Origin of the sequence: Pseudalkalibacillus sp. R45 (genome assembly GCF_052246725.1) — a bacterium.
Taxonomy (GTDB): Bacteria; Bacillota; Bacilli; order Bacillales; family Fictibacillaceae; genus Pseudalkalibacillus.
In genome coordinates this window covers 18,408-44,393 of sequence record NZ_JBQQCL010000009.1, presented here as the reverse complement: position 1 = coordinate 44,393, position 25,986 = coordinate 18,408, and the positions used below count along the sequence as shown (strand labels likewise).

Annotated in this window: 25 protein-coding genes and 3 tRNA genes; 3 read left to right on the top strand and 25 right to left on the bottom strand. The window is 40.8% G+C overall.

Annotated features, from left to right (window positions below; translation table 11 throughout):
- Nucleotides 1–2: 2 nt before the first annotated feature.
- From ACTWQL_RS15575 to ACTWQL_RS15515, 13 genes are all read right to left on the bottom strand, one after another.
- Entirely contained in the window at nucleotides 3–1,409 is a 1,407-nt protein-coding gene (locus ACTWQL_RS15575; RefSeq protein ID WP_443143349.1) for a YycH family regulatory protein, read from the bottom strand.
- Nucleotides 1,409–3,241, bottom strand: a complete 1,833-nt coding sequence (walK, locus tag ACTWQL_RS15570; protein ID WP_443143348.1) for a cell wall metabolism sensor histidine kinase WalK — start codon at nucleotides 3,239–3,241, stop codon at nucleotides 1,409–1,411. Before walK ends, ACTWQL_RS15575 begins: the two co-directional genes overlap by 1 nt.
- A 4-nt stretch (nucleotides 3,242–3,245) precedes the next feature.
- Nucleotides 3,246–3,953, bottom strand: coding sequence for a response regulator YycF (gene yycF / locus ACTWQL_RS15565; protein ID WP_443143347.1), 708 nt, complete (start codon nucleotides 3,951–3,953; stop codon nucleotides 3,246–3,248).
- Between the two features lie 197 nt (nucleotides 3,954–4,150).
- Nucleotides 4,151–5,569, bottom strand: coding sequence for a peptidoglycan DD-metalloendopeptidase family protein (locus tag ACTWQL_RS15560; RefSeq protein WP_443143346.1), 1,419 nt, complete (start codon nucleotides 5,567–5,569; stop codon nucleotides 4,151–4,153).
- Between the two features lie 315 nt (nucleotides 5,570–5,884).
- A tRNA-Phe gene (locus ACTWQL_RS15555) sits at nucleotides 5,885–5,960 on the bottom strand.
- 292 nt (nucleotides 5,961–6,252) lie between these two features.
- Nucleotides 6,253–6,328: transfer RNA gene (locus ACTWQL_RS15550), tRNA-Asp, on the bottom strand.
- Nucleotides 6,329–6,474: 146 nt separating this feature from the next.
- A tRNA-Lys gene (locus tag ACTWQL_RS15545) sits at nucleotides 6,475–6,550 on the bottom strand.
- 422 nt (nucleotides 6,551–6,972) lie between these two features.
- Nucleotides 6,973–8,259, bottom strand: a complete 1,287-nt coding sequence (locus tag ACTWQL_RS15540; protein ID WP_443143345.1) for an adenylosuccinate synthase — start codon at nucleotides 8,257–8,259, stop codon at nucleotides 6,973–6,975.
- 371 nt (nucleotides 8,260–8,630) lie between these two features.
- Nucleotides 8,631–9,995: a replicative DNA helicase gene (gene dnaB / locus ACTWQL_RS15535; protein ID WP_443143344.1), complete on the bottom strand. Its 1,365-nt coding sequence runs from the start codon at nucleotides 9,993–9,995 to the stop codon at nucleotides 8,631–8,633.
- Between the two features lie 24 nt (nucleotides 9,996–10,019).
- Nucleotides 10,020–10,466 carry a 50S ribosomal protein L9 gene (gene rplI, locus ACTWQL_RS15530; protein WP_443143343.1) on the bottom strand — a complete coding sequence of 149 codons (447 nt, stop codon included), beginning with the start codon at nucleotides 10,464–10,466 and terminating at the stop codon, nucleotides 10,020–10,022.
- Nucleotides 10,463–12,436: a DHH family phosphoesterase gene (locus ACTWQL_RS15525; RefSeq protein WP_443143342.1), complete on the bottom strand. Its 1,974-nt coding sequence runs from the start codon at nucleotides 12,434–12,436 to the stop codon at nucleotides 10,463–10,465. Before ACTWQL_RS15525 ends, rplI begins: the two co-directional genes overlap by 4 nt.
- Nucleotides 12,437–12,448: 12 nt before the next feature.
- Nucleotides 12,449–13,384, bottom strand: a complete 936-nt coding sequence (locus tag ACTWQL_RS15520; RefSeq protein ID WP_443143341.1) for a YybS family protein — start codon at nucleotides 13,382–13,384, stop codon at nucleotides 12,449–12,451.
- 106 nt (nucleotides 13,385–13,490) lie between these two features.
- Nucleotides 13,491–14,186, bottom strand: coding sequence for a Type 1 glutamine amidotransferase-like domain-containing protein (locus tag ACTWQL_RS15515; protein WP_443143340.1), 696 nt, complete (start codon nucleotides 14,184–14,186; stop codon nucleotides 13,491–13,493).
- A 660-nt stretch (nucleotides 14,187–14,846) separates the two neighbouring features.
- Here ACTWQL_RS15515 and ACTWQL_RS15510 point away from each other — a divergent pair.
- Nucleotides 14,847–15,374 (top strand): AAA family ATPase, encoded by a 528-nt coding sequence (locus tag ACTWQL_RS15510; protein ID WP_443143339.1) that lies wholly within the window; start codon nucleotides 14,847–14,849, stop codon nucleotides 15,372–15,374.
- Between the two features lie 21 nt (nucleotides 15,375–15,395).
- On the opposite strand, the gene rpsR is transcribed toward ACTWQL_RS15510, so the two are convergent.
- The 3 genes from rpsR to rpsF are packed head-to-tail and all read right to left on the bottom strand — an operon-like array spanning nucleotide 15,396 to nucleotide 16,516.
- Nucleotides 15,396–15,623 (bottom strand): 30S ribosomal protein S18, encoded by a 228-nt coding sequence (gene rpsR / locus ACTWQL_RS15505; protein WP_221567495.1) that lies wholly within the window; start codon nucleotides 15,621–15,623, stop codon nucleotides 15,396–15,398.
- Between the two features lie 51 nt (nucleotides 15,624–15,674).
- Nucleotides 15,675–16,208, bottom strand: coding sequence for a single-stranded DNA-binding protein (ssb, locus tag ACTWQL_RS15500; RefSeq protein WP_443143338.1), 534 nt, complete (start codon nucleotides 16,206–16,208; stop codon nucleotides 15,675–15,677).
- Between the two features lie 17 nt (nucleotides 16,209–16,225).
- Nucleotides 16,226–16,516 (bottom strand): 30S ribosomal protein S6, encoded by a 291-nt coding sequence (gene rpsF, locus ACTWQL_RS15495; RefSeq protein WP_443143337.1) that lies wholly within the window; start codon nucleotides 16,514–16,516, stop codon nucleotides 16,226–16,228.
- Nucleotides 16,517–17,077: 561 nt separating this feature from the next.
- Between rpsF and ACTWQL_RS15490 the strand changes: the two genes are divergently transcribed.
- The gene (locus tag ACTWQL_RS15490) at nucleotides 17,078–17,266 is read left to right on the top strand and encodes a hypothetical protein (protein WP_443143336.1); all 189 of its coding nucleotides are present in this window, start codon (nucleotides 17,078–17,080) and stop codon (nucleotides 17,264–17,266) included.
- On the opposite strand, the gene ychF is transcribed toward ACTWQL_RS15490, so the two are convergent.
- From ychF to ACTWQL_RS15475, 3 genes are all read right to left on the bottom strand, one after another.
- Complete coding sequence (gene ychF / locus ACTWQL_RS15485) at nucleotides 17,263–18,360, bottom strand: redox-regulated ATPase YchF (RefSeq protein WP_443143335.1); 1,098 nt, start codon at nucleotides 18,358–18,360, stop codon at nucleotides 17,263–17,265. The genes ACTWQL_RS15490 and ychF overlap by 4 nt on opposite strands.
- Before the next feature lie 192 nt (nucleotides 18,361–18,552).
- A complete protein-coding gene (locus ACTWQL_RS15480) occupies nucleotides 18,553–18,753 on the bottom strand; it encodes a DUF951 domain-containing protein (RefSeq protein WP_443143334.1) in 201 nt (66 codons plus the stop codon).
- Nucleotides 18,754–18,843: 90 nt separating this feature from the next.
- The gene (locus ACTWQL_RS15475; RefSeq protein ID WP_443143333.1) at nucleotides 18,844–19,860 is read right to left on the bottom strand and encodes a YkvI family membrane protein; all 1,017 of its coding nucleotides are present in this window, start codon (nucleotides 19,858–19,860) and stop codon (nucleotides 18,844–18,846) included.
- 101 nt (nucleotides 19,861–19,961) lie between these two features.
- On the opposite strand from ACTWQL_RS15475, the gene yyaC reads away from it, so the two are divergent.
- Complete coding sequence (gene yyaC / locus ACTWQL_RS15470) at nucleotides 19,962–20,582, top strand: spore protease YyaC (RefSeq protein ID WP_443143332.1); 621 nt, start codon at nucleotides 19,962–19,964, stop codon at nucleotides 20,580–20,582.
- 143 nt (nucleotides 20,583–20,725) lie between these two features.
- Here yyaC and ACTWQL_RS15465 read toward each other — a convergent pair whose 3' ends face one another.
- The 6 genes from ACTWQL_RS15465 to rsmG all read right to left on the bottom strand — a co-directional run bounded on the left by ACTWQL_RS15465 (nucleotide 20,726) and on the right by rsmG (nucleotide 25,981).
- Nucleotides 20,726–21,460: a DUF554 domain-containing protein gene (locus ACTWQL_RS15465; protein ID WP_443143331.1), complete on the bottom strand. Its 735-nt coding sequence runs from the start codon at nucleotides 21,458–21,460 to the stop codon at nucleotides 20,726–20,728.
- 327 nt (nucleotides 21,461–21,787) lie between these two features.
- Nucleotides 21,788–22,636, bottom strand: a complete 849-nt coding sequence (locus tag ACTWQL_RS15460; RefSeq protein WP_443143330.1) for a ParB/RepB/Spo0J family partition protein — start codon at nucleotides 22,634–22,636, stop codon at nucleotides 21,788–21,790.
- The gene (locus tag ACTWQL_RS15455; protein ID WP_443143329.1) at nucleotides 22,629–23,390 is read right to left on the bottom strand and encodes a ParA family protein; all 762 of its coding nucleotides are present in this window, start codon (nucleotides 23,388–23,390) and stop codon (nucleotides 22,629–22,631) included. Before ACTWQL_RS15455 ends, ACTWQL_RS15460 begins: the two co-directional genes overlap by 8 nt.
- A gap of 313 nt (nucleotides 23,391–23,703) precedes the next feature.
- Complete coding sequence (locus ACTWQL_RS15450; RefSeq protein WP_443143328.1) at nucleotides 23,704–23,940, bottom strand: hypothetical protein; 237 nt, start codon at nucleotides 23,938–23,940, stop codon at nucleotides 23,704–23,706.
- A 334-nt stretch (nucleotides 23,941–24,274) separates the two neighbouring features.
- On the bottom strand, nucleotides 24,275–25,156 hold the full coding sequence (noc, locus tag ACTWQL_RS15445; protein ID WP_443143327.1) for a nucleoid occlusion protein: 882 nt from the start codon (nucleotides 25,154–25,156) through the stop codon (nucleotides 24,275–24,277).
- A gap of 111 nt (nucleotides 25,157–25,267) precedes the next feature.
- The gene (gene rsmG, locus ACTWQL_RS15440) at nucleotides 25,268–25,981 is read right to left on the bottom strand and encodes a 16S rRNA (guanine(527)-N(7))-methyltransferase RsmG (RefSeq protein WP_443143326.1); all 714 of its coding nucleotides are present in this window, start codon (nucleotides 25,979–25,981) and stop codon (nucleotides 25,268–25,270) included.
- Nucleotides 25,982–25,986 lie beyond the last annotated feature (5 nt).

Below are 25,986 nucleotides of genomic sequence, written 5' to 3'. Positions count from 1 at the left end.
CTTTACCCTCCTTGATTAGACATAGGCTCGTCCACTGGAAAATCTAATGGTAGCCAAGAGGACCGTATCTTGTAATACCATGCTGGTTCCAGCGAAAAGTAAGTATCATGTTCATTTTCAGACTTTAAAGTATAGCCGATGGTTATATCTGAAATATTTTTTGTATTCGGGGCTGTTGCTGATAGAGCTTCAATGACTTCAGAGCCTTTTTCCATAACGACAGGTGGAGCAGATTTATTTTCTATTGGATCTTTCAAGTAAGTAAGGGAACGTTCGTACTCATCAGCTTGATTGGTCGTCCATTTCAGCGAAATTTTGCCAACGGATTCATCCATGACAGGGAAACCGTTCATAATCATACGATACGCGATCTCCTTTTGTCTATTCGTTGTGTCATCATCTTGTGTTGAATCGTAATAATGGTAAATATGGTACTTATTGGTCCAGCCTGCGTGATTATTGATGAAATCAAGGCTTTGAATAATCGGATTGCGTCTTATGACATCTTCCTGACTATTCCAATTAATATAGGAAAATTCATTCAATTCTTCAAAGTACGTTATCATACTTTTTGATTTACTATACATAATTCGATCATCACTCTTTTTGGTAGCAACATTACTTGGTAAAAGAGCTTGTACAAATAATTTGATGTCAATTTGATTTGTTGTGTAAAAGTGTGTTGGTATTTTCACGTTCTCAACCGGCAAATAAAATGAATTGTGATTGTCTTCCAGCTCAAATTGTTCTACTTGTACGGTTTTCTCTGAACTTACCATCTTATCGATCAATGTATTAATCGAAATATTGGACAGTTGAAATTCAAATACCACTGGATCTTTCAATTGTTCAGGTTCTTGGGGATTTCCTTCAGGTTCAAAAATGAATTGAATCTTCCATTTTCCCTCTGAATCATAAACCCGTAGACGTTCTACATTATCTTTTTTATTAGCGAATGGATTTTCATTACTGAAACGGAAAGTTTCCTTTAGCACGTCAACTGGAATGCTGGTAGGATAGATGATTTCAAGACCATTCGATTGGATATCCGTTTCATATTCAACAGTTTTTTTGCTATTACTAATCAACAAAGTCGTCTGTAACAAATCATAGATTTCATTTTGATCCTTCGCATAAGACCAAAAATGTTCTCCACCCTGATGAAGAATGATTTGTCGTGGCTGGATGATATTCGCTAACTTCTCAGTCTTACCCTCAGGGATTTTAGTCTCAATTGTTCTTTCGTTTTCAAGCACTTTATTATTCGGCGTGAAAGTCCATAAATTATAAGTCAGAAAAATACTGAGCAAAATGAGAAGAGATAGCAAGACCGTCTTCAAGTTTTCAATATTGTCCCATATTGCTGAATAGAACTTTTTCAATTGACGGGTGATTCTCCTCATTTGCATTACGCTTTAGCCTCCCTCTCCCTGGATTGATAAGTAGGAAGTTTCACATGAATCGTCGTTCCTTTTCCATACTCACTTTCGGCCCAGATTTCTCCGTTATGTGCTTTTACAACTTCACTTGCTATCGCCAGACCTAAACCGGTTCCTCCAATTTCTCTGGAACGTGCTTTGTCAACACGATAGAAGCGATCGAATATTTTTGTAAGGTTCTGCTTCGGAATCCCGACTCCTTCATCTTTTATGCTGATATGGACTTTTTTCGCCTCTTTTTCAAGCAAAAAAGTCACTTTGCCTCCATCTGGTGAATACTTCAATGCATTCGAAATGATATTATCCAAAACTTGAATGATTTTGTCAGGATCGACGCGGACTGATAATGGTTTATCATATAAGTGCTTTTCAAAAGTAATTTTTTCGCTCTTGGACATTTCAAACCGATCAATCACTTGTTGGAGCAATTCGGTTAAATCCACATTTTGGAAATGCAGTTGATAGTCTTTGTTATCCATTTTTGATAATTGAAGAAGGTCTGTCACAAGGCGGATCATCCGTTCTGTTTCCGTCTGCGTGACGTTCAAGAATTTCGGTGCAAGATTTTCATCCTGCCAAGCTCCTTCAGCTAACGCTTCCAAATAACTGCGCATTGTCGTTAATGGTGTCCGAAGTTCATGCGAAACATTTGATACAAATTCCCTGCGTTCCTTTTCGATTTGTTCCTGTTCGGTTACATCATGTAACACTGTTATTATTCCATTCACTGGTCCATCATCTTTCTGTATAACCGAGAAACTTGCACGTATGATGAAGGGAACTTCAGTCGAACTATAATCAAGAATCATCGAGCTTGGGGATTCTTCTAATAGTTCAATTGAGAATACATCTTCCACTCCTAAAACTTCGGGTAAAAACCTACCCATCGCCTCATGACGAGATAACGATAGCATCTCTTCAGCACGATCATTCATAAGGATGATATATCCGTCCATATCGGTTGCCATGACTCCATCGGTCATGTAGGAAAGGACGGAACGGAGTTTTGTTCGTTCACTTTCTGTAATTTCATTGGCCTCTTGAAGTTTTTGGGTCAAATCATTAAAAGACGCTGCCAGTTGTCCAATTTCATCCTGATCATATACCTTTACCGTACGTGTGAAATCACCTCTTGCCATGACTTTCGCTTGTTTCTGCATATCTGCTAAAGGGCGGGTGATCGTCCGGGCAAGAATAATGCCTAATAATGCGGTTATTACCAGGGCAATAATTGTCGCATTTGCTAGAATTTCGTTGAGTGTTTGGGACAATTCATAGATGTCCTCGATTGATGCCTCAATATAAAGAGCACCTAAGGTTTCCCCGTTGGTTCCATTTATGATTGGTTTAGCTACGATATAAGTTCGGACGAGTTTTCCATCTACTTTTTTTTGATAGATATCGTTGGTTGCTGATCCAAGAAGGGCCTGGGAAATCATATTTTGATTAGAAGTCTTTCTACCGACCTTCGATTCATCGTCCGCTGCAATGATTTGTTGATCCGTATTTACAACCCATAATCTGTCCATATCCGAAAAAGAAAAATCCCTGATAAGAGATGCCAACTCTTGTTTAGGTTCTTCTTTTTCCGGCTCATTCATTAATTTTTCTAATTCTTCTTCTAAATTCACGGCTATCATATCCGCGTTCTCGTCGACATTTTTCGTGAAGTTCTCCTTCAGTTTATCTTCTTGCCGCTCCATAAAAAGAACGCCAATGACTTGCATGGCGATTATGATAAGAAGTATATAAACCACAACAAATTTAAAATGTATTGATTTAAAGAAGCCAACCTTTTTCATTGAATTACTCCTGATCTGGATTTCTTAGGTAATACCCTACTCCTCGTCTTGTGATGATCCACATCGGGTGACTCGGATTGTCCTCTACTTTTTCTCTAAGACGACGGACGGTTACGTCAACAGTACGAACATCACCGAAATAATCATATCCCCACACCGTCTGAAGCAGATGTTCACGGGTCATGACTTGTCCAGTATGCTTCGCCATATAATGCAGCAGCTCAAATTCACGATGAGTCAACTCAATCGTTTCCCCTCGCTTTGTTACAAGATACGCTTCAGGATGGATCGTCAACGCACCAATCTTGATTTCACTTGTACCATCAAGACCTTCACGCTCACCTTCTTGTTGATGACGGCGCATATTCGCTTTCACACGGGCGATAAGCTCACGCGTACTGAACGGTTTTGTCACATAATCATCTGCACCAAGCTCTAATCCTAAAACTTTATCAATTTCAGAATCTTTTGCTGTAAGCATGATGATCGGCATGTCATACTTTTTCCGTAGTTCACGGCAAACCTCCATGCCATCCTTTTGCGGAAGCATGATATCAAGAAGAATCATATCCGGCATTTCTTCTTCGACTTTTTCAAGTGCAGTTGCACCATCATAAGCACAAATGACTTCAAATCCTTCTTTTTCTAAATTGAATTGTAAAATATCTGCAATCGGCTTTTCATCATCTACAACTAAGATTTTCTTATCCATATACTTGGTCTCCTTTTCATATAAAGAAACTTTCTTTAAAGGTAAGTTAAAACCAATTCAATTTCATGTATTTCGTTATTTTTCGTTTTCATAGTTTTCACTTATTTTACCACACAATACGGTAATGAGGAAATTTACACTTTTTTATCTTATTTATAGAAAAACCTCCAGCAGGATTACCTGCCAGAGGTGATTGATTATTGACTGACATAATTCAGTGGATTTTGCAGCGCACCGTTTTTATAAAGTTCAAAATGAAGGTGAACGCCTGTTGAATTTCCTGTTGAGCCCATTACTCCGATTTTTTGTCCTTTTTTGACTGTTTCTCCTGGAGATACACTAATCGAAGCAAGATGAGCGTATATCGTTTTGAACCCGTTATTATGGTTGATCACGATTTTGTTTCCATATCCACCAGTTGTATAGCCTGCAGATACGACTTTTCCATTATCTGCAGCAAGAATGGAAGAATTGCTTGATCCTGCAATATCAATTCCTTTATGATCCCTTCCCCAACGTTGTCCTTTCTGACTGGTTACTGTTCCTCCGACAGTCGGCCAGTGGAATGACCCTGTACCCTGAGACGGAATTTCTTTCGTTCCTTTAAGCTTAATTTCTTTTACTGGTTCAGAAAGGATTTTCTCATCCAGCACTTTTTCTTCAGTCACTTTTCCATTTGTTTTTGTAATGGCATATTGAACACTCTTCTTGCCATCTTTACCTTTTTGTTTGATCTTTGTTTTGCCCTTCAGAAGTGAATCGTCTTCTTTCACATCTGTTTCATGATCGATTCCATACTTTTTCGTCAATCTTTCTTTGACGATGACTTGAGCATAAGGCTCGTAAGCCAACACGATCAATTCTTGTCCCTCTTTCAAGTTATCCTTTTTATTCAGCTTAGGATTCAACTCATATAATTTTTCCTGATTGAGATCGAATTTTTTTACAATAGATCCGATCGTATCATCTTTTTCAACTTCATATTTCTTTTTTTCCAAGGTTCCTTTTTCAAAACGGGATAAAGCATCTTCAGGATCAGTCAGCTCATGTGCTCTTACTTTCACTTGGTCAATGTTTGCTTTTTGGTCGAAAGATACGCTTAAAACTTTATCCTCTTTTGTATCTTCTTTCTTTTCATCGTTATCTTCTTTTTCCAATCGATCTAGTGTTTTTTCATCTGTATATTCTAGCTTTATTTCACGGAGTACTTTTTGAGCTTCTTCTTTGTTTTTGAAGTAGCCAAGTGTATCTCCTCCAAAAGATATTTTCACACCTTGAATACCGATCGTAAGCCGGTCTTCAAGTTTTTGTTTAATGGATGCATGATCTACATCAGGGTTGAAGATTCTTTCAGGAACGTACTGAACATTTTCATTCACAGTCAACTGTACATCCTTGAAACGATCTTTAGCTTTCTTTTGAATATCCTTTTTGATGTCTTCTACGACACTTTTCTCATTTACAAGTCCAATATTCTCACCATCTACATACACATGGTAAACCGTTTTGATCAGTTCAAAGCGATCGTCCTGTGCTAATGTAGTAGCTGTAAATCCTAACAACCCAAGTACAAATACTAGAACAGTCAACAATGCAATTTTTTGTAATCGCCACATTCTAGCTCTCTTAACCCTACTTTTCCCCATAACTCTTTTTAACCTACTACTCCCCATACCCAAAACTGTTTGTCCCCTCCTACTATGAATTGCGCAGTATATTTGTGAGATATAATTATGACTTTTAGTCTATTTCTAGAGATGACACCGATATAAACGGTACCATAAGTCTAAATTATCCGACAATATATTACATAGTTTTGTAATGTAACTGTATTGTTGTTGTAAAGACATTTCCAGTTATTTGGGTATACAGGAAAATAAACCTAAAAATCTCAACAAAAAAAGCATGATTCGAAGTCATGCAAAAATGAATGGTGGCTCGAGACGGAATCGAACCGCCGACACGAGGATTTTCAGTCCTCTGCTCTACCGACTGAGCTATCGAGCCAAATTGGAAGTATGAAATTGTCCGTCGGTTCCCTGTCCCTTTCTCTACAAGCTTACGCTTTCGCTGTTAGCTGTGTCGGGACAACTCGTTGATTCTACAACGATGAACCGCTCGTGACTGAGCTATCGAGCCAAATTGGAAGTATAAAATTGTCCGTCGGTTCCCTGTCCCTTCCTCTACAAGCCTATGCTTTCGCTGTTAGCTGTGTCGGGACAACTCGTTGATTTTTCAAAGATGAACCGCTCGTGACTGAGATATCGAGCCAAATTAGAAGTATGAAATTAAATATAAATGGCGGACCCGACCGGATTCGAACCGGCGATCTCCTGCGTGACAGGCAGGCATGTTAACCCCTACACCACGGGTCCATATAAATAAGTGCTGTTAAAATAGAATTTCTACAAAAGAAATGGTGAGTCATGAAGGACTCCGACGCGCCAGCTAGTCCTGCTGACATATCTTTCTTTCAATCTTCTGCAGGGGAACCGTAGGTGAGAGTCCCTACAAAAGAAAATGGTGAGCCATGAAGGACTCGAACCTTCGACCCTCTGATTAAAAGTCAGATGCTCTACCAACTGAGCTAATGGCTCTCGTAGTATATTCACCATGTGTCCTTTCCCCTACACGTGCATCCTATCGTTGCAGGCTGCGCCAGGACAACAAAATAAATAGTATCATGTAATCTAGTAAAATACAATAAAAATTCGACAAGTTTTGTCGTACTTTAATTTATTTTTCATAAATGAGGATTTTGATATGTCATCTCCTTATAACTTATCAACGGAAACCAACGGGGACAAAGTATAAAATATTTTACTCTCCCACTAACTGCAACACCTATGAAACAAAAAAATACCAGGTATCCTCTTGGATACCTGGTTGCTATTCAAGAAATTAGAGGCAAGAAGTTCGACGAAGCAAGGAAGGCGAACCCCGGAGTGTACCTAAGGTGTACATGAGGAGTGAGCCAACGACACTGACAATAAAATTCAAAGCCTATAATTTTCTGGAATTATGCAAATACGCCTCTTACCATGTTCGTCTGCTTACGATCTGGACCTACTGAGAAGATCGACAATGGAATTCCTGTTAATTGTGAAATGCGTTCAACATAGTGACGTGCGTTTTCTGGAAGTTCGTCTAATGAACGTACCCCTGTGATGTCCTCTGTCCAACCTGGCATTTCTTCATAAACAGGTTCACATTCTGCCAACACTTTCAAGCTTGCAGGAAACTCTTCCATCACTTTGCCTTTATATTGATAGGATGTACAGATCTTCAACGTTTCGATGCCTGTCAAAACATCGATCGAGTTCAGTGACAAGTCCGTAATTCCACTTACACGTCGTGCATGCCGGACAACTACACTGTCAAACCATCCTACACGTCTTGGTCTTCCTGTAGTCGTTCCGTATTCATTACCGACTTCACGGATCTGGTCTCCGGTCTCATCATGAAGTTCTGTCGGGAATGGTCCATCTCCAACTCGTGTGGTATACGCTTTGGATACACCGACAACATGATGAATCTTTGATGGTCCCACACCTGAACCAATCGTAACACCACCAGCTATAGGGTTGGATGAGGTAACGAATGGATATGTTCCTTGATCAATATCAAGCATGACACCTTGAGCTCCTTCAAATAGGACACGGCGTCCGTTATCAAGTGCATCATTTAAGGTAACTGAAGTATCCGTCACGTATTTTGCAATTTGTTGACCATATTCATAATATTCATCGAGGATGTCTTCTAATTTCAATCCCTCAACTTCATATACTTTTTCAAACAATCGGTTTTTTTCGCGTAAATTACGCTCAAGTTTTTCTGCGAATTCTTCCTTATCCAGAAGATCTGCGATTCGGATGCCTGTACGAGCTGCTTTATCCATATATGCAGGCCCGATGCCTTTTTTCGTTGTACCGATTTTGTTCTCGCCTTTGCTTTCTTCCTCTAAAATATCAAGCTTTAAATGATAGGGAAGGATGACATGCGCACGATTGCTGATCCGTAAGTTATCTGTGCTGACGCCATGATCGTGAAGATATTTCAATTCTTCCACGATCGCTTTCGGATCGATCACCATTCCATTTCCGATGACACACGTTTTGTTATCGTAAAAAATTCCAGATGGAATCAAGTGTAGTTTATATTTCTTATCATTGAACACGATGGTATGACCGGCATTATTTCCGCCCTGATAACGTGCAATAACTTCCGCATCATGCGATAAATAATCTGTAATTTTTCCTTTTCCTTCATCTCCCCATTGGGTACCTACTACAACAACAGAACTCATATTTACACCTCCAAGGTTATGTAACAGTTCGTCTATTGCCTTAAAAACAATGCTAAGTGTATCAATTTAACGCACTAATGTCAATAAATCCGAACATTGATATAATATCTTTTTAATATGTTCGTCATTAGTAAGCGAAATGCTTCTATTTTTTGTAACACATCGTTATTATCTTTTCCATAATCAAAGGTTTTTTTATTCATTTTTTGCTCGTTTCTTCAGAATTCATTCTTTTTACGTAGGCGATACAAAAGCCTCCTCCCCTACACATGGATCTCAACACAAAAATGAAATCATTTCGTGTCTGTGATGAGAATTGTAGCAATGTCCGTTGAAACAGAATAAGACAGAGCGATCGAATCGCTCTGTCTTTATGCCCCAGGCGGCATTTCATTCTCATCGAAACGCCGTTCCAAATTGACGAATTTATTGTATTCTTTTACAAAAGCAAGTTCAACTGTTCCGACTGGACCATTACGTTGCTTTGCGATGATGATCTCAATGATATCTTTGTTTTCACTTTCTTTATCATAATAATCATCACGATATAGGAAAGCAATGATATCTGCATCCTGCTCGATACTTCCCGATTCACGTATATCAGACATCATCGGTCTTTTATCCTGTCGAGATTCCACTCCACGCGAGAGCTGGGATAGAGAGATGACCGGCACTTCAAGTTCACGCGCTAAACCTTTCAGTGAACGTGAAATTTCCGATACTTCCTGCTGTCGATTTTCTCCCGACTTTCCGCTTCCAAGGATCAATTGCATGTAATCGATCAGAATCATGCCAAGGCCTTTTTCCTGCTTTAAACGACGGCATTTCGCCCGGATATCACTAACCCGTACACCTGGCGTATCATCGATATAGATACCGGCATTTGAGAGGCTTCCCATCGCCATTGTGAGCTTTTGCCAGTCTTCAGACTGCAGATCTCCTGTACGGAGACGCTGTGCATCGATGTTTCCTTCTGCACACAGCATACGCATGACGAGCTGTTCGGCTCCCATTTCCAAACTGAAAATTGCTATATTCTCATCCGTCTTCGTTGCGACGTTTTGTGCGATATTCAACGCAAAAGCCGTTTTACCCACAGATGGACGGGCTGCAACGATGATCAAATCATTTCGTTGGAAGCCAGCCGTTATCCGATCAAGCTCGACGAATCCTGTAGGGATACCTGTAATATCCCCTTTTTTATTTTGAAGCATTTCGATATTATCGTAGGCTTGGACGAGAACATCTTTTATCGATTTGAATACACCGGTGTTTTTCCGCTGTGCAACTGCAAGTATATTCTTTTCAGCTTCATTCAAAATCTGTTCGACTTCATCTTCACGGGAATAACCGTTAGCTGCAATATCTGTTGCTGTACGGATCAATCGTCTAAGCAAAGATTTCTCTTCAACGATTTGCCCGTAATACTCAATATTCGCGGCTGTTGGTACTGAATTGGCAAGATCGCTTAAATACGATACCCCGCCCACTTCCTCCAGAAGCTTACGATCCTGTAGTTCCGATGTGACTGTTACTAGATCAATAGGTTCCCCTTTTTCTGATAAATCGACCATCACAGAGAAAATTCGTTGATGACCTGCCCGATAAAAATCTTCAGGCATCAGAAGCTCTGTTGCAGTCGTCAACGCTTCAGGCTCTAGAAAGACAGCCCCTAGGACTGCCTGTTCTGCTTCAATATTATGAGGAGGGATCCGATCTGAGAAAAGATCACTCATTGCTTTTCCTCCTGTTCATTCCAATTATTTCTGTTCTGTTACATGTACTTTCAATGTAGCTGTCACTTCTGGATGAAGTTTGATAGGTACATTCGTATATCCTAACGACCGGATTGGGTCTGAAAGTTCGATTTTCCGCTTATCAACTTTATAGTTTTTCTTTTTTAGCTCAGCTGCAATTTGCTTGCTTGTGACTGAGCCGAATAAGCGGCCGCCTTCACCTGCTTTGGTAGAGAGCTCAATCGTAAGCTGTTCCAACTCATCTTTGAGCTTAACAGCTTCGTGGCGTTCTTCTTCTGCTTGTTTTTTCTCACTTTCTTTCTTTTTCTCGAGTGTTTTCAGGTTGCCTTTATTCGCTTCCTTCGCAAGGTTGTGTGGGAATAGGTAGTTGCGTGCATACCCTTCCGAAACGTTCTTCACTTCACCTTGTTTTCCTTTGCCCTTTACATCTTTAATAAAGATAACCTTCATTCCTCATCTCCCCCTTCAAAATATTGATCTATGATTTCTTTCAATTGTCGTTCCGCTTCATCAATCGTGACATCTTCCAATTGTGCTGCAGCATTTGTCAAATGACCGCCGCCATCAAGCTTTTCCATGATCATTTGTACATTGACGTCTCCGAGAGAACGTGCACTGATACTGATTTTATCATCGATACGCCTTGATATTACAAACGAGGCCAATACCCCGGTCATGGATAGCAGCGTATCCGCAGCCTGGGCTATAAGGACTTGACCGTATTCTTCATCTTCTTCGCCTTTCGCGATTGCAATTCCACCTTTATAAATGTGGGAGTTCTCAATCAACTTGGAACGTTTTACATACCGCTCGATGTCTTCTTTAAGGAACTTTTGTACAAGAATCGTATCAGCCCCATGAGAGCGTAAGTAAGAAGCCGCATCAAACGTCCTGGAACCCGTCCGTAACGTGAAACTCTTCGTATCTACAATAATACCAGCTAATAAAGCAGTTGCCTCTAGGATTTCCATTTTTCTAAGTTTTGGTTGGTATTCTAGTAATTCGGTGACTAGCTCAGCCGTAGACGATGCATAGGGCTCCATGTACACAAGTACCGGATCATCGATGAAATCTTCACCGCGTCGGTGATGATCGATGACGATTACCTTCTCAAGCTTGTTAACGAGTTTCTCTTCAATGACGAGCGATGGCTTATGGGTATCCACAACGACAAGCAGTGTATTTGGCGTTGCCCGTTCCAGTGCTTCCTCAGGGGTAACAAAGTGTTCCCAAAGCTCTTCTTTTTCTTTAATTTCCTCCAACAATCGTTGAATGCCGATATCAACATCATTCTGATCCAGTACGACACTGCATGGCTTTTCATTGATGGTTGCTACTTTCAATATCCCGATACTGGCTCCTAGAGCGTCCATATCCGGGTTTTTATGACCCATCACGATGACTTGATCGCTATCCAATACAAGCTCTGTGAGGGCGTGTGAGATCACTCGTGCACGGACACGGGTGCGTTTTTCCATTGGATTCGTTTTCCCGCCATAGAAACGCACTTTTCCATTCGTCTGCTTGATCGCAACCTGGTCACCACCGCGTCCTAAAGCAAGATCCAAACTGGATTGGGCGAGCTGGCCAAGTTCAGGTAACATAGCCGAACCGCTGCCGAGTCCGATACTCAGGGTCAATGGGATATTCTGTTTCGACGTAAGGTCCCTCACTTCATCCAATAACGCGAATTTTGTTTTTTCAAGTTCAGCTAAAGTCCGTTGATTCAATACAGCGATAAATCGTTCGGAAGAAGTCCCTTTCAGAAAAATACCGTAATCTGTCGCCCATTGATTCAAAATTGAAGTCACTTTACTGTTAATGTTACTGCGAACCTGATCGTTCATCCCCTGGGTCACTTCATCATAATTATCTAAAAAGATGAGACCGATGACGGTTTGTTCTTCATCATAAAGCCTTTCCACTTCCACTTGTTCTGTGACATCCGTGAAGTACAACAACCGCTCTTCCCTTTTCAGATATACACGGTATTTCCGCTTATTCACCTTGATGATTTCTTCTTTTTCTTCCCCTTTGATGAAGGGTACAAGCTCTTCAGAAATCAGATTAAGGGAATTGCCAATGAACGACTCCTGTTCAATGATCGTCGTCAAATAAGGATTTGTCCATTCGATTTTATACTGTTCGTCGTAAAGGATGATCCCGATTGGCATTTCCATCAGGGCTTCTTCCCCTACTTTTTTCACGCGATGCGAAAGCGTAGTAATATAATCTTCTATATTCGAGCGGAATTCAATTTCCTTTATCAACGCAAAATAAACCGTCACTCCTAGTATGACAAAAGCGACGATGCCCATTATCCAATTGTAATAGGTGATGATCCCTATGAACACAGCTAAAATTACAAGTAATAAAAGTATATGTAATTCCTGCCATCTCTTTTCAAAAAACTTCGGCATGATGGTCAGCTCCTACGCTTCAGGCTTTATCCGTTTTCTTAAATCAAACCCTAAGTCAATTATACCTAAGATTCGTACCACATGTAATCCCACAGGTATGATAAAAAGGCTTATGGTAACAAGTACCGGTATCGTCTTCCCTTTTTTCTTCACCCAGAAATAGAAATAGATGAATGCCAATCCCTGGATGGCGAGAACGATTTCCAAAACAATATATAAATTCATCGTGACAATATAAAGGGCAGATCCTTGTTCTGGGTTCGTCATATAAAGCAAAATCGTAGCAAGATAATACCAAATGATGCTTTTTGGAAATGACCAATTTCTGAACGGCTCCCAATGCGGAACTTCAACTCTGAACCTCTTCATAATCAGGTTGGTCACAAAAATAGATGCTAACGCAAACACCACCGATAAGATCACAAACAATGCTGGTATGAGATATGGAACGATTTCTACGAGTTCCCTCAGTTGTTGAATGGTCGCCTCAGCATCGCCACCCATTGCACCACTGAATTTTTCTGTGAGCACAATCGTCTCTTCAATCGATTGTTTCATTGTATCAATCAAGTTGATCTCTAATAAAAGGATACTAACGACATAGATTAAAATAAAATTCGCCAGGTAGGTCAAAGCCGCTCCTGCCAAAAGACCGAAAGCGGAAATCTTCTTCCTGTAAAGATGACCCATTACTACTCCAACTGAGCCAAACAAAATCGGGACATTGATTGCAGTGACAGATCCTAAAATGATAGTCAGTACCATTGTTGTCAGCACAAAAACCATACTTTTTTTCAACCCATGCCGCACTGTATAGATCGCATAGGGCAATGACAGTAAAAAAATCGTAAATAAGGATAATACCGGCAAAAAAAGTGTTATTAGAAATAATACAGCATAAAGAGAAGCGAGTATAGCCCCTTCTGTTAAAGCTCTTGTTCGATTCACGATGTCACCTCATCTGTAACTTAAATCCTTTTCTATTGTATGGGTTAATCAGTTCGTGTTCAAATATTAGTGTCTACCCTAAAAGAAATATTCCTTACTGTCCATACTAGCCTAGAAACTGTGGATTTATCCTTTCTTCTCGCACTTCCCCATCCTTTAATATCAAGTTATAAGCAGATTTCTTCTTCCTTGAGGAAATGATATTCTCAAGTTTTCCATTTATATAATGAAGGGCAACCCCATCATCTGCTGCTATTCCTTCCTTTATGGTACCAGCCTTTAGATGGTGATGGAATGCCGGACGACGTGCTTCCTCTCCATCATAATGCGGACAATGACTCCCCCTCAGGAATCCCAAGCATGTAATCGGTGAGATTTTACCTGGGAATGAATCAGTTAATCCTTCTTCAAACCAACAGATGGAACCGGCACTAAGCCCCGCTAACACGACTCCTTTTTTCCAAGCCCGATACAAGATGGCATCCAGTCCCCATTCTTTCCAAAGTGCGAGCAAATTCTTCGTATTGCCCCCGCCTACATAAATGATATCTTGTTCCATCACGAATGATTCCAGTGAACGTGGAGGTTTATAAAGTGATAGATACGTCGGAATACAGGATAAAGCTTCAAATGAACGCATAAACCTTTCGATATAACCATCAGCATCTCCACTTGCTGTCGGGAGAAAACAGATTTTCGGACGATTCTTTCCTGTTTGAGCCAAAATGTATTCGTCGAGGAGCAGATGATCGGGTTCCATCGAAAACCCGCCTCCACCCATGGCAATGATGTGTGTATCCATCTCTTCAATCCTTTTCATTAGAATCTATAACATGATACTTTCAATACTTAGCTCCCATCTCCTTCAAATTAATTTTATATATGTATACATCAGGTTTACGATGTATGACTATGTAAATGTAAAAAGGACCCGCCCAGAATGGCCATAGTCCTTCATCATATGTGTAAAAATTTATTATTACCTTGGAGCAGCTAATAGAAACATGTGCCTGGAAGCCGGTTATATATGATCATCGTGTGTCAAGCGATCGAGGACCCTTCTTCACTGGAGCTTCGGATGAGGGTTCATTAAAGGAGAATGAGGGGCTTCCATTCCATGAACGATTAGCTGACTCACACTACATAGTATGTAAAACGGACAAGTCTGTTTGGACAAGTGTTGACGTCTTCAGCACATTTTTTAATTTTTGGTGAGCTTAATTTTAACGAGATTAACTGCCTTTCTGCTGGCGATCCTCAATCCTCCTCACTTGCCTGCTTTTTCTGCAGGAATCTAACATATTTCCACTGCCAAAAGGTTTCAGCATCTTTCTTTAAAACATTCCATTAACAAACAAACTTTTAGAAACAGCCTTAAGAAACAACTTCTAGTAAACAGCGGTAAGAGGAATAAGCCTCCCCCTTATCGAATAAAACCTATTGTATTCAAAGGAGGGTAGAGATGATTATCATGATAAACGGGGCTTTTGGAGCCGGTAAGACAACCATTGCTCAACAACTAGCATCAACATTAGAGAACTGTATGATATACGATCCTGAAGAAGTGGGTTACATGCTGCGTAATATCATAACTGATGAAATCAAGTTACCTCATGAAAAGACAGATGATTTTCAGGATATTGAGATTTGGAAAACCTTGACGGTTCAAGTTGCAGATCTTTTGAAAAAGACATATGGAAAAGACTTGATTATTCCGATGACAATTCATAATGAGTCTTATTTCGCATACATAGTGAATGGGCTGAAAAGTATTGATGAGAATACCTACCATTTTTGCCTGACCGCAAGTAAAGAAACCATTTATGAAAGACTGAAGTTCCGCGGTGAAGCAGAGGGTAATTGGTGTTTCCAGCAAACAGATAAATGCATCCAGGCTTTTCAAAACACCTGTTTTCAACCATATGTAGAGACAGATGGTATCAGTGTCCAAGAGATAATACACAATATAAAAAAAGCGATAGGGATTTAAAACCCTATCGCTTCATTATTTCTACTCAGCTGAGTAAGGAAGCAATGCCATTTGACGGGCACGCTTGATTGCTCTTGTCAATTGGCGTTGATACTTCGCAGAAGTTCCAGTTACACGACGTGGAAGAATTTTTCCACGCTCGGAAACGAAACGCTTAAGAAGATCAACATCCTTATAGTCGATGTAAGTGATTTGGTTCACTGTGAAAAAGCAAACCTTTTTACGCTTTCTACGTCCTGGACGAGGCATTCAAAACCCTCCTTTACATTTTTGTTAATCGCTCATAATCGCTGATGTCCATCAGAACGGTAAATCGTCATCCGAGATGTCGATTGGTTTACCATCATTTGCGAAAGGATCATCATTAAAGTCGTTTTTACGGTTCTGATTGCCACCGCCAAAATTCTGATTACCAGAATTTCCGTAGCCTCCTCCTTGGCTTCCTTGTCCTGCGAAAGGATTATCCTGATCACGATTGCCACCCTGATTAGATGAACCTGATCCAGATCCTGACCCCTTAGGCTCAAGGAATTGAACACTTTCTGCCATTACTTCGGTTACGTACACTCGACGACCTTCATTATTATCGTAAGAACGTGTTTGCAAACGGCCATCTACACCAGCCAAGCTTCCTTTTTTCAAGAAATTAGCTGCGTTTTCTGCTTGTCTGCGCCATACGACGATATTAATGAAATCCGCTTCACGATCCCCTTGTTGGTTCGTAAATGGACGGTTAACCGCCAGTGTAAAGTTTGCTACGGCCACGCCATTCGGTGTGTAACGCAGCTCCGGATCTTTCGTTAGCCGGCCGACAAGAATAATGCGGTTGATCAACAGAACCACTCCTTAAATTACTGCTGTTCGTTTACGATTGTCATAAAACGAAGAACGCTATCATCGATCTTCATTAGACGGTCAAATTCGTTAATAGCTTCAGTTTCTGCATTTACATACATAACTGTATAGTAGCCATCACGGAAATCATTGATTTCATAAGCAAGACGACGCTTACCCATGTCATCAACTTTATCGATTTCAGCACCGTTATCAGTGAGGATATTTTGAGCCTTTTCAGTTACAGCTTTCTTAGCATCCTCTTCTAGATTCGGGCGCAGAATGTACATGATTTCATATCTACGCATTCCGGTCACCTCCCTTTGGTCTTAGCGGCTTTTACTCTTGTAAAAGCAAGGAGAGTCAATTATCTTAACAATAATAACTCACACCGACTTATTATAGCAAAAAGTCCAAGCTCAAACAAGGGGATTTCGTGATTCCAAACCGTTAAGTGTTTTGATTCCTCACTTTTCAACTACACATTAAGGACGATTGTTATTTTTCTGATGCTAGAATTGTGATTGGAGGCAGTTCCTGAACATAGAGATTTCAATGGATATTAGAACGTTATCTGTGACAAAAAGGGGTATTTCAAAAAATTAGAGGACATCATTCCGCTATTTTGGTGAAAAGTCACAGATTTTCAATGCTTTCCAGTAAATAAGGTCTCTGATGTCCTCTATTTTTGCAAAGGTTGTTTTCGCAAACTTGGTTGCTCTTGAAAGTCGTTGATTTCCGCCCCAGGATGCTCGCTTTCCGCGGGGCGTGCGGTGAGCCAACTCGTCGCCTTGCTACCTCAGGAGTCTCCTTTTCAAGGAAGCATTTGTGCTCCTAGAAAGTCCTGTCGAAGCGAGCTTCCTCGTCGCATGCCTTGCGAGGAGATTATTCAGGTAGTAGGCACGCTGATCCCGCAGGATAAGGAAAGCTTCGGCAGCGTTACATCGCACGAAGAAAATGCGATTTTCATTTTCGAGGAGTCTCGCACCTTGCTCTCCAATCAATTTGCACAAGGTGAGTTTTGTCCGCTAAAGTCGTATGATTTGGGCGGTCTTTAAACGTTGAATCGGAAGTGGATGACGTCTCCATCCAAAACAACATAGTCTTTTCCTTCTAAACGGACTTTTCCGTTCTCACGGGCTACTGCCATTGAACCTGCTTCTACCAATGCATCATAAGAAACGACTTCCGCACGGATGAATCCACGTTCGAAATCGGTATGGATGATGCCTGCCGCTTGAGGTGCTTTCGTACCCTGTCTAAACGTCCAAGCTCTTACTTCCTGTTCACCAGCAGTGAAATACGTAGCTAGACCAAGTAGATTGTAAGCTGCACGGATCAATTGGTCCAATCCGCTTTCTTCAATTCCAAGCTCTTCTAAAAATGCTTCCTTTTCCTCTCCATCTAGTTCAGCAATCTCTGATTCAACTTTCGCACTGATGACAATCACTTCTGCATTTTCGTTGGCTGCATAATCCCTAACACGTTCAACAAGCTCATTACCGCCTTCGAGCAAGTCGTCTTCTCCGACATTCGCTACATAAAGGACAGGTTTCATGGTAAGAAGATGAAGACCGTGGACGAATTTCTTTTCTTCTTTCGTCAACTCTACACTTCGAGCTGGCTTCTCTTCTTCAAATGCGGTCTTCAATTTTGATAAGACTTCGAATTCATACGATGCTTCTTTATCTTTTTGGCGTGCCAATTTTTCCACTCGTGTAATTCTTTTCTCCACCGTTTCCATATCGGCAAAGATCAGTTCGAGATTAATTGTTTCAATATCATCGATCGGATCGACTTTCCCTGATACATGAGTAATGTTATCATCCTCAAAACAACGGACGACATGGGAAATCGCATCGACCTGACGAATGTGGGATAAGAATTGGTTTCCAAGCCCTTCTCCTTTACTTGCACCTTTTACAATCCCGGCAATATCAGTGAATTCAAAATGTGTCGGTACTGTTTTTTTCGGATTCACCAGTTCAGTCAGTTTCTGCAAACGATGATCAGGTACATCAACAATCCCTACATTCGGATCGATTGTACAAAACGGATAGTTCGCACTTTCCGCACCAGCCTGTGTGATCGCATTAAATAAAGTCGATTTTCCTACGTTCGGCAATCCCACGATTCCAGTTGTTAAAGCCATCTATATACACTCCTTTGGTTGTCCACCTGTTATACATCCTTTCCAATTATAGAGAGAAGTGCTGAAAAAGACAAGAGTAGAAAGCGCGTCCGATGCACTCATCCATTCGGTTATTACAGTTGTGAAATAGGATGTTCCACGTGAAACATCCACGCCATTCTGACGCCAAATTAAAAAGCAAGCCTCGATGGCTTACTCTTTATCCTGAGTGATCACTTTCTTCAACTTTCGAACGAATTCCCGTCTCGGAAGTAAGACACTATGTTCGCATCCCATACACTTGATTCGTATGTCAGCACCTAACCGGATTACTTTCCAGCGATTTTCTCCACAAGGATGAGGCTTTTTCATTTCGACGATATCATTAAGATCAAACTCTTTTGTGTGACTCATAGCATCTGTCCCTCCATTCTATATCCAACGGCTATTACGTTACTTCTATATTACAAAGGATATGCCCTGTACGCAAGATACTTCAACATCTTACGTTTTTTCAGCACGGTTCAAGAACGGCTGAAGGATGATCGCTGCTAAAATGTAGAGGTTAACGATCCCGTAAATCGGGTATAAAACCGCTATAAGAGTCGAAAAACCGAAGATCGTCAACGGCATCATGACTACCAGCAAGACCGCACTCATTAACCATAACGGCATTGTGGTTTTATTTCGAAATCTCGAAACGATTCCAAATACGCCGGATGCTGCTGTCGTATAAATCGCAATCCATAAAAGGATCGACATGATCAGCACCCAGAAATACGGGTAATGTTTCAAAATCCCAAACAATGGAATTTCATAAAGCATGATCTCATTTGCAATGGAGATCAACGATTGGTTATATAAGAGCGAAATACCGCCAAGTACCACCCCGCTTCCAATGCTTGCTATGAGAATTTCTCCTTTATGGTGAATCTGGTTCCCTACCGCTGATAAAACAGCTATGAGAGGTAAAATGTTAAGTGCCGTAAATGTAAAAGCTGCCGGCCAATTAGATTGGTGACGCAAATCGATTGGAAACTGATCCATGTGATTCTTTGTGAATAAAAATAAAACGAACAATAACAAAATGACCAGGATTGGAATGACAAAAGCGTTCATGGAAATCATCCCTTCCACATCCCAAAAGAATAACAAGACGAGCAAGGTGACGATGAATAGGACACCAGCCCAATAGGGTACCCGGAAGGTATGCAAGGTAGCTCCTCCACCTGCCAGCATGACTACTGTGGTTGAGAATAAATACAAGATGATCAATATATCGAAAAGTCCGCTTGCTCTCGTTCCAATCAATCTTTCTAAAACGGGTCGGTAATGGATCGTTTTCTGCTCATAACCCATTGACATGATGACGTAACAACAAAAACTGAACAATAGGGAAAACAAGACGATGGCAAGTACACTTTCTTGCCCAAAAAATTGCCACAGTTCTCTTCCTGAGGCATATCCTGCTCCTATTACGGTTCCTAAGATTAGGAACATCCATTGCAATCCTGATCGCACCAATTCTTTATCCTCCCTAACGTTTAGTATTTATCGGATTTATGTATAGAGTCCAAATTTTATCCGTATACTGATACTACTATTACAAAGGAGAGGGTCCTATGAATCTAAAACGGAGATTACTTTCAAAAAAACCGTTTCAATATAAAATTCATCATGAAGACCAGGATGCGATTCAAGAAGTCACCCGTAATCTAGTCAAGCTTCTTCCACCATCAAGACCGATCGTCATAGTTTGTATCGGAACCGATCGTTCAACTGGAGACTCATTAGGACCACTAGTCGGTACGAAATTAAAAGCAAAGCACTCCGCTCATTTTGAAGTGTATGGAACCCTCGAAGAGCCTGTTCATGCAGTAAATCTTGAGGAACGGTTGGAGGAAATCAAAGGCAAACACATCAATCCGTTCATCATTGGAATTGATGCATGTCTCGGGAAATTGAGCAGTGTGGGAATGGTCTCTTTAGGAGAAGGACCAGTAAAACCTGGAGCGGCCGTAAAAAAGCAACTGCCTCCCGTCGGGGAAATCCATCTTACCGGGATTGTCAATGTCAGTGGATTCATGGAATATTTTGTTCTCCAAAATACCCGCTTAAATTTAGTGATGAAAATGGCTGATCTGATTGCGGAGGGCATCTATTTGGCCAGTGTACGAAACAGCTTCCAAAAACGTTCCGCTGCTGAAGCGACATATACGAATGACCTTGCCGAATTACAATGACTATAGTAAAAGGGTGCTGACATCAATCAGCACCCTTTTTCGCACTGAAGAAAGTATAAAATACTTTCTTCAGTCTAAGCGCAACTAAGGATCAGCCTGCGCCAAAGGCTTGGCTTTGCCAAGTTTCCTTTATTCTTTTCATTTTATAAAATAAAAGAAAATACATTCAAGAAAGCTTGTTTATATTGAAGGAGATAGACAAGAACTGCTGCGACCAGCAAGCTTGGCAAAAGGTTCAAAACCTTTACATGAAGTACCTTCAACAAATTAAGACCGATGGCACAAATGAGTATTCCCCCAGTTGCCGTCAATTCCGTAATTAATGTTTGGAGTTGCTGAGGGTTAAATAAGTTCTGTATCTGTGTTGCAAGTAAAGCGATTGCTCCTTGATATAAAACGACAGGGATTGCAGAAAAAATGACACCGAAACCCATCGTGGTCGTGAATATCATCGATATGAACGCATCAATCAACGATTTCGTATATAATACTTCATGATCAAGCCGTAGACCGCTATCTAATGCCCCAACGACCGAAAGTGCACCAATGACGAAGACCAATGTCGCTGTTACGAACGCTTTTGCAACGCTGCCTTCCTTCTTAGCTCCCGCTTTTCTCTCGATCCATGAACCTAAACGGTTCAAATGATCATCCAAGCGTAAACTTTCACCAATGACTCCCCCAATCGCAAGACTAATGATGACAAGAAGAATATGATTGCTTTCGAAACCCATTTTCATCCCTAAAAGAACAACCGCAAGGCCCATTGCCTGTAAGACAGTTGTTTTCGTGCTTTCTGGAATTTTGGTGAAAATGAGACCAAGTACTGTTCCAACTACAATTGCCAACCCATTTACAATGGTTCCAAGTAAAACCATGGTGCCCCCTACTTTCATCTTTATCTGTTCAAAAATTGTTCAATCTATCATACCATTAAGGGAAAAAATTCAAAACGAATGTGCTTTCATTTAAGTAAAGCTCTGTTATTCTATATTGTGGATCTGCGAATTTCACTTAATCATCTCTAAACCAATCAACATTAAGTTCAGAGCCTTAAGTAAAGGCACAACTCTCAATCGAGGATTTTTATTGATTCATAGGTTTTGTGAAGATGAGCCGATTTGTATACAAGGCTGTTTTCGCCTAGTTTGAGTTTAGAAAACAGTCATATGCAAAGAAAAAACCATCGTATTCGATGGTATGTCCTACTCTTTTCCTTCCAGCATTTCTAATATACGGTTGAGGTCATCTTTTGAGAAAAAATCAATTTCAATTTTTCCCTTTTGTTTCGTCTGTTTAATCGAAACAGAAGTGCCGAACCGTTCACGGAGTGTTTCTTCCTTTTCTTTCACAAACACATTTTTTTCAGGTTTTCGTTTCTTTGTTTCACGTGAAACATTTTCATTCATTTTTTGTACAAGCATTTCTACCTGACGTACACTTAGATTTTCTTTTACAATCCGTTGCACAAGCGGACTGATTTTGCTTTTGTTCTTGACTGCAAGTAGCGCCCTTCCATGCCCCATCGATAATTTTCTTTCGGATAATAATTGTTGGACCAGCGAAGGCAATTGCAACAATCTTAAATGATTGGCGATATGAGGACGACTTTTTCCTAGACGATGAGCCAATTGTTCTTGAGTGAGTTCGAGCTCTTGCATCAAGCTCGCATAAGCTTGTCCTTCTTCAATTGGATTCAAGTCTTCCCTTTGCAAGTTCTCAATTAACGCTAATTCCATCATCTTCTGCTCATTCAGATCTTTGATGATGGCAGGTATACTTTCTAGTCCTAATTCCTTTGCTGCACGGAACCTGCGCTCTCCGACGACGATTTCATAACCCTTGATGCTTTTACGGACGACAATAGGCTGGAGAATACCGTGCGTTTCAATAGATTCTTTTAATTCATCGATGGCTTTTTGATCAAACGATTTCCTGGGTTGATAAGGATTTGGACGTATTTCACTTAATTTGATTTCTTGAATCTCATGTTCCTTCTCTAATTCGTTAGCTGGAAATAACGCATTGAATCCTTTCCCTAATCCTCTAGCCATTCGTCATCACTTCCTTTGCGAGGTCTAAATAAACTTCAGCTCCCCGAGATTTTGGATCATAGATGATAATCGGTTTCCCGTGGCTAGGCGCTTCACTTAAACGGACATTCCGAGGAATCACAGTGCCATAGACTTTTTCTTGGAAGTACTTCTTAACTTCATCGATTACTTGCATACCAAGGTTCGTCCTTGCATCGAACATCGTAAGCAAAACGCCTTCGATCATCAAATGCTTATTCAAATGTTTCTGGACTAGCCTTACTGTATTAAGCAATTGGCTTAATCCTTCCAGCGCATAATATTCACATTGCACTGGTATGAGTACAGCATCTGCTGCAGTCAATGAATTGATTGTCAAAAGACCGAGTGATGGCGGACAATCAATAATTATGTAGTCAAACTGATCGGTTATATGCTCGATGGCACGTTTCAAACGGACTTCACGTGAAATTGTCGGTACAAGTTCAATTTCAGCGCCAGCTAACTGTATAGAAGAAGGAATGACAGATAACCCTTCAACATTTGTTTGTTGTACGACTTTCCGTGCATCGACATCATCTACAAGAACATCGTAAATACACTGTTCAATATCCCCTTTATCGATTCCTACACCACTTGTGGCGTTTCCCTGGGGGTCAATATCAATGAGTAAAACTTTCTTCCCTAGATACGATAAACAAGCACCTAGGTTCACAGATGTGGTTGTTTTGCCAACCCCGCCTTTCTGATTGGCAATTGCTATGACTTTCGCCACAATGTCACCTACCCTTACCCTACACTACTTTGATTTTATTTTATCATGAAAATATGAGGAGGAATGGATTTTTTGTCGAAAGAAATACAAAAGAGTCTCGCCTGGCTTCCTTTTCAAAGGAGTGAGTCAAATTTCCCTTAAAGAAAACTTGGCAAAGCCAAGCCTTTGGCGCAGGCTGAGCCATAGTTACACTTATACTGAAGAAAGTATTATATGATTTCTTTAAGTGTAAAATCAACAAAGTCCGATAGCAGCGCCAAAAAAAGAAGAAACTCTTAAAGGTTTCGTAAATTGACTGAATTTTAGTACGTTTTCATTCGGTATAGATAGATATAATTGCCACTTCTTTTGTCAAAGAAAAAAGCTCTTTTCTAAAAGATTGTTGCTTTTGAGTTATTTTACAAAACTCACCTAGTGCAAGTTGATTGGAGAGCAAGGTGCGAGACTCCTCGAAAATCGCATTTTCTTCGTGCGATGTAACGCTGTCGAAGCTTTCCTTGTCCTGCGGGATCAGCGTGCCTACTACCTGAATAATCTCCTCGCAAGGCATGCGACGAGGAAGCTCGCTTCGACAGGACTTTCTTGTAGACACAGGAGCACAAATGCTTCCTTGAAAAGAAGACTCCTGAGGCCGCTAGGCGACGAGTGGGCTCACCGCACGCCCCGCGGAAAGCGAGCATCCTGGAGCGGAAATCAACGACTTTCAAGAGCAATAAAGTTTGCGAAAACCGCCAAGGAAAAAGAGCTGTCCAGGTTGTGTTTCTCCAGTCTTTTGGAGAAGTCACAACTTAACAGCTCTTTCTAAAATGCTGATTTTTTTGCCGTCCTGGCTATCCCCAGGAATGTCGCGAATTTCACTTAAAGATTTTTCTATTACATTACGATTATTTTTTAGGGATTTTGATCGTAATCTGATAATACTCATCATGGTCTTCTTCAGCTGTATCAATTGTCAGGCCAGTCTGGTGAACCATATCGATCGATTGGCGGATCGTATTCAAAGCGAGCCGAGTATCCTTGCTGACAGACTTTCGCTTTGGTTTCATTCTCCGTTTCTTATCAGGGTCTTCTGATTCCATGAGTTGCTTGATACGTTCTTCTGTTTGTTTTACGTTCAGACTTCGCTCTTTGATTTCTGAGAGGACTCTTTCCTGTTTTTCAGGTACTTTCAACGAGATAAGCGCTCGAGCATGGCGCTCTGTGATTTCTTTATTTAAAAGTGCATGCTGAACAGCTTCAGGCAGTTTCAATAGACGAAGCTTGTTTGCAATCGTGGACTGCCCCTTACCAAGGCGCTGTGCAAGGCTTTCCTGGGTCAGACCATGGATTTCAATCAACTTTACATAGGCTGTCGCTTCTTCGATTGCTGATAATTCTTCACGCTGCAGATTTTCAATCAATGCAATCGATGCCGTTTGTGATTCGTTGAATTCTTTGACAATCGCAGGAATGGAATCCCAACCTAGTTTTTGGACTGCACGATAACGACGTTCACCCGCTATGATCTCATATTTATCATCTCTTCTTCGTACGACGATCGGTTGGATGATTCCGTGGGTTTTGATCGTTTGTGATAATTCTTCGATTCGTTCGTCGATAAAGACCGTACGTGGTTGATATCGGTTTGGCACAATCTCTTCGATAGGTATTTGAAGCACTTCTTCGTTTCCACTGAACTCTTCTTGTTCTTCTACCGGTCCCTCTTCCGCTTCAGCTTCTGAAGACTTTTCTCCTAAACCAAACAATCGTGAAAACGGATGTTTCATCTTTCACACCACCTTTATCAAACTCCATATAGAACATTCTACAGATTGAATCTCTTTTCCTTTAGTAACCATCATCTTTATTCCGACAAAATCTGAATGTTTCACGTGAAACTATAGCGGGTTCCGGTTTGGTGTCCCTGGTTTTCTAGGGAATTTTTTCGGTGTCGATTTTTGTTTCCGGACAAAAATAAGATTGCGTTCACTCTCTTCAACCGGAAGCAAGAACTGTTCGACTCGGTCCAATTCACCGCCTAATTGTCCGATTGCACGCCTCGCATCTTCGAGTTCATCCTTCGCGTTCGCTGCTTTCATCGCTAAGAATGTACCATCCTGTTTTACAAGAGGCATACATAACTCTGTAAGGACCGACATCCGTGCCACAGCGCGAGCAGTGACAAGGTCATATTTTTCTCTGTGCTCTTTCTTCCTGGCAAACGTTTCGGCACGGTCATGGTAAAAATGTGTCTGTTTCAATCCTAGTTCCTGGGAAAGATGTTCTAAGAATGAAATGCGTTTTTTCAAAGAATCGACGATCGTCAAATCGAGATGTGGGAAGCAAATCTTCAGTGGGATGCTTGGGAAGCCTGCTCCTGCACCAACATCACAAATCGTTTTGATGGGATTGAAATCGAAATAAAACGCTGCGGAAATGGAATCATAGAAATGCTTCAGATAGACCCCTTCTTCATCGGTAATCGCAGTCAGATTCATCTTTTCATTCCACTCTACTAATGTCTTGAAATATGTATCAAATTGTTGAAGCTGTTCAGGAGAAAGGCTGATTCCTTCCTCCTCCAGCTTTCGTTGAAACATTTCACTGTTCATGAGAG